A 4,206-nucleotide genomic window follows, 5' to 3' on the forward strand; every position below is an offset into this window, starting at 1 on the left:
TGAGAAGAAGTTTCGAACTTAAGTTTTACTTAACGCTAACTCGTTGCTGCTTTGCTTTTCAGCGTAGCGCCCCGTGTCAGTGGGGTCGCATTATAGGGCGATCCGATTTTAGTGCAACCCTTTTTTTAAAGAAAATTGCGAAAAAACGTTTGTTCGAGCAAAAATGAAGCGAAACGCTTATTTTTGACACTTTTGCTTATCTTTTTGCAGTTTTTTCGTACTAGAGTTTTACAATTCAACACTCTACACTAGTGACACAAGACACGAGAGATGAGTAATCTAGACATGCTTAGAAGTTATAAAGGTAAATCCCCGCGCTTGGCACAAGGCGTTTATATTGATGAATCATCCGTTTTGGTCGGTGATGTAGAAATTGGCCAAGACAGCAGCGTTTGGCCATTGGTTGCAGCCAGAGGCGATGTGAACTACATCAAGATAGGGAAACGAACTAATGTTCAAGACGGAAGCGTACTGCATTTAACAAGAAAGAGCGCGTCAGTACCTGACGGTTACCCGCTTATTATTGGTGATGATGTGACTGTTGGTCATAAAGTCATGTTGCATGGTTGCAAACTTGGTAATCGTATTCTCGTAGGTATGGGTGCAATTATTATGGACAACGTCACCGTAGGAGATGACGTTATTATTGGTGGTGGTGCACTTGTCCCACCTAATAAAAATCTTGAGTCCGGTTTTTTATATGTCGGTAGTCCGGTAAAACAAGCCAGACCCCTCACCGAACAAGAGTTACAATTTTTAAAAGTGTCCGCCCAAAATTACGTGGAACTTAAAGATGAATATTTAGAGGAAAGCTAAGCTTATCTCTCCCGCCTCATTAAACGCTTCATCCTCTATTAATTGCTCAGCCTGCATTTCATAATCGAATTGGTGCTGAGCAAAGTGTGCTATTGCAGCTTCCTGCTCAAGCTTGGTTGCAATTTTACAGCGGATCAGCTGACCACTGGCCATCGCCGTAAACGTTAATTCTCCCTGTTGATAACTGATGTCATCATTAAACAGTATTGCTTGGTTCATATTTACCCTCTAATAAGCCTAAATGTTTCGGACGTATCAGGTCTCACCCCTCGCCATTGGTAAAACGCTTCTGCGGCCTGCTCAACTAACATACCTATGCCATCTATCAATTGCGTTTGTTGATTGTGTTGCGCCACCCAGTCTAAGAAACTTGTTTGCTGGTCGCTGTAGAACATATCGTAGGCAACTAAGCAGGATTTAATAACAGTAGGGCTAACGTCTGGCACTTGCCCTGTGATGCTCGATGAGGTGGAGTTAATCACAATATCGAAACCAATGTCGGGGGTATTGTTTAAGCCACACCCTGTAACCTCTCCATACGAGGCAAATTGCTCTGCTAGTTGCAATGCCTTTGACTCAGTACGATTGGTCACGACGATCCGTTTTGCTCCGGCCTGGAGGAGCGGATAGATACAGCCTTTGGCGGCGCCACCTGCACCAATCAATAGTACGTTAGCTCCCTCAAGTTTAGTTTGGTGTTTCATGAGATCTCGTACCAGACCTGCACCATCAGTATTATCGCCTGTAATACTGCCATCTTGCTGTTTGATTAGGGTATTGACGGCACCAGCGAGCTTAGCTCGTTCGGTGAGGGTATCTGCAAAGGCAAATGCCTGCTCTTTAAAAGGTAAAGTCACATTCGCACCACAACCACCTTGGGCAAAAAATGTCGATGCAGTTTGAATAAAGGCATCTTCTGGTGCCAAAATAGCCTCGTATTCTAATTGCTGCTGGCATTGCTGTGCGAATTGCGCATGGATTGCCGGCGATTTAGAATGCTTTATCGGATTACCGAATACCGCGTATTTGTCCATCGTAATAAGAGCGCCTTGAAAGAGTCATTATGAAGCAGTTAATTAAACGTATCTTTAATAAAGATGCAACCGTAGAACAAACAAATAGTGCCCCCACTCCAGAAAAAACACCTTATGAAATCATTGGTGGAGAACAAGGCGCCCGCGATCTTGCTAACCGTTTTTACGATATTATGGCAACCGACCCCTATGCAAAGCCGCTTTACGATATGCATCCACAACCATTAGATAGGATCAGACAGGTATTTTTTGAATTTCTTTCTGGTTGGTTAGGCGGGCCCGATTTATTTGCAGAGAAATATGGTCACCCACGCCTAAGAATGCGCCACATGCCTTTCCCTATCGACCAAGATTTACGGGATCAGTGGATGCACTGCATGAATAAAGCATTAGACTTAGAGGTAGGAAACCCATTATTAAGAGAAGGATTAAGGCAGTCCCTCGCTCAGCTTGCGACACATATGATTAATCAAGAACAAAACTAAAGTATTAGTTAATTAAAATTACACGGCTATTTTGCGCTAGGTCAAATCCCGTTCTTGAGTAGAGATGCATAATCACTGTTCTAATTGTGTACAGGTGCGATGCGTGTGAAATCTATTCAACATAAAATTTATGCGTTACTGACAGTGACGGGCGTGCTCGTCTTGATTGCCAGTATCCTTAGTAGCAGCAGTCAACAAAAGACGCTCGCTGAAGAAACCGTCGAAAGTAATATTAAGCTACTGGCAGATAATTACTTTGACTCTATCAATACTATGATGCTGACCGGCACCATGGCAAACCGTGAAATTCTGAGTGATAAAATTCGCAATCATCCAAATATCGAAGATGCGCATATTATCCGCTCCGAGCAAGTTAATAAGCTTTACGGTCCAGGTAATGCAAATCAAGCACCTAACTCTGAGGCTGAATTTGATGCGTTGAACGGAAAAGAGACCTTAGTTATTGAACAACGCGACGGTAGTCGCATCATGACTTATTTAAAGCCGATGGTGGCCAAAGAAAGCTATAAAGGAACAAATTGCTTAGGTTGTCATCGGGCAAAGGAAGGCGATGTGCTCGGCGTTGTACGGATCAGTTACTCTTTGGATGATATTGATAATACGGTACACACTAATACGTGGTTTAGCACTGCGCTTCTCTCAGCTATCTTTATTACCACCTTTGTAATTTTAGGCGTACTTTTCAGGAAGCTCTTCATAGTACGACTAAAAACGCTAGGCCGGACCATGCGCCTCGCAACGACGAACAAAGACTTATCATTACGAATAAACGACCAAGTCGATGACGAGCTTGGACGCTTGGCGATTAACTTCAATAAAATGATGGATAGCTTTAAAGACAATATTGCGCAATTATCCAACTCTTCAAAAATACTTATTCACTCAGCAGAATCTATATATGCTTCAGCGGAAACTACCGAGCTGGCCATTCAAGAGCAAAAACAAGGGACGGACTCTGTTGCAGCCGCAATTAACGAGCTTGAAAGCTCTTCAAGTGAAGTAAAAAATACCACCCACTTTGCATCAGAAAAGTCGGATAGCAGCAATCACCTCGCAGAGGAAAGTATGGCTGTTGCTAATCATACTGAGCAAAGTATCAACCAATTAGCACAAGATGTAAGGCAAGCTGCAGAACAAGTTTCTCAGCTTCAAGCACAAACACTAGAAGTGGGTAAAGTACTCGAAGTGATCAGTAGTATCGCGGAGCAAACCAACCTCTTAGCGCTCAATGCAGCAATAGAGGCCGCACGAGCCGGGGAAGCAGGAAGAGGGTTTGCGGTTGTTGCGGACGAAGTCAGAACACTTGCGACACGAACACATGACTCAACCGATGAAATCAAACGTACTATCGATAAGCTACAGTCCGAGGCACAGCAAACCGTGGCAGCAATGAGTGCTTCTTGCGAAGAAGCAGATGACCGCGCACATCAGGTCAAGAAAGTGGCACAAGCGCTTAAAGACATCTCGACACAGATGCACGAAATTAATGCCTTAAACCTGCAAATTGCCGATGCCACTGAGCAGCAAAACTTGGCCGCTGAAGAAATCAATCGTAGCGTAGTGGCGATTAGCGATAATGCTGAGCGCTCGCTAGTTGATGCCCATGGCTCTAAACAGATCAGTGAAGAGTTGCTCACCCTTGCGCGCGATTTGGATGAGCAAGTGCGCGGATTTAAATTAAACTAAGTGAACCGCTAAAAGTAAAAAAGGAGCTTCGGCTCCTTTCAGATTGATGATAAACCCCGCTTTTTTAAGCGGGGTTTATTTTTCCCAGTTGTTGGAGCAGTTTTCTCTGCCGTAAGTTTCAGCGCTGTTTTTTTGTGTTGGCTAGGCTAATTATTGTGATTTGG

Annotated in this window: 5 protein-coding genes; 3 read left to right on the forward strand and 2 right to left on the reverse strand. The window is 43.8% G+C overall.

Features of this window, described 5'->3' with window-relative positions; all coding sequences use genetic code 11:
- Nucleotides 1-270: 270 nt before the first annotated feature.
- Nucleotides 271-816, forward strand: a complete 546-nt coding sequence (locus L3V43_RS23525; protein ID WP_237117534.1) for a gamma carbonic anhydrase family protein — start codon at nucleotides 271-273, stop codon at nucleotides 814-816.
- Here the strand turns inward: L3V43_RS23525 and L3V43_RS23530 are convergent.
- Together L3V43_RS23530 and aroE are read right to left on the reverse strand one after the other, a co-directional pair.
- Nucleotides 802-1,035: a DUF1488 family protein gene (locus L3V43_RS23530; protein ID WP_010604187.1), complete on the reverse strand. Its 234-nt coding sequence runs from the start codon at nucleotides 1,033-1,035 to the stop codon at nucleotides 802-804. The genes L3V43_RS23525 and L3V43_RS23530 overlap by 15 nt on opposite strands.
- 2 nt (nucleotides 1,036-1,037) lie before the next feature.
- Complete coding sequence (aroE, locus tag L3V43_RS23535) at nucleotides 1,038-1,850, reverse strand: shikimate dehydrogenase (RefSeq protein WP_102055805.1); 813 nt, start codon at nucleotides 1,848-1,850, stop codon at nucleotides 1,038-1,040.
- Between the two features lie 29 nt (nucleotides 1,851-1,879).
- Here aroE and L3V43_RS23540 point away from each other — a divergent pair, with 29 nt between their 5' ends.
- Together L3V43_RS23540 and L3V43_RS23545 are read left to right on the forward strand one after the other, a co-directional pair.
- Nucleotides 1,880-2,335 (forward strand): group II truncated hemoglobin, encoded by a 456-nt coding sequence (locus L3V43_RS23540; RefSeq protein WP_235368483.1) that lies wholly within the window; start codon nucleotides 1,880-1,882, stop codon nucleotides 2,333-2,335.
- Between the two features lie 99 nt (nucleotides 2,336-2,434).
- The gene (locus L3V43_RS23545; RefSeq protein ID WP_237117535.1) at nucleotides 2,435-4,042 is read left to right on the forward strand and encodes a methyl-accepting chemotaxis protein; all 1,608 of its coding nucleotides are present in this window, start codon (nucleotides 2,435-2,437) and stop codon (nucleotides 4,040-4,042) included.
- Nucleotides 4,043-4,206 lie beyond the last annotated feature (164 nt).

The sequence above is a fragment of the Pseudoalteromonas sp. L23 genome, assembly GCF_021728455.1.
GTDB lineage: Bacteria > Pseudomonadota > Gammaproteobacteria > Enterobacterales > Alteromonadaceae > Pseudoalteromonas.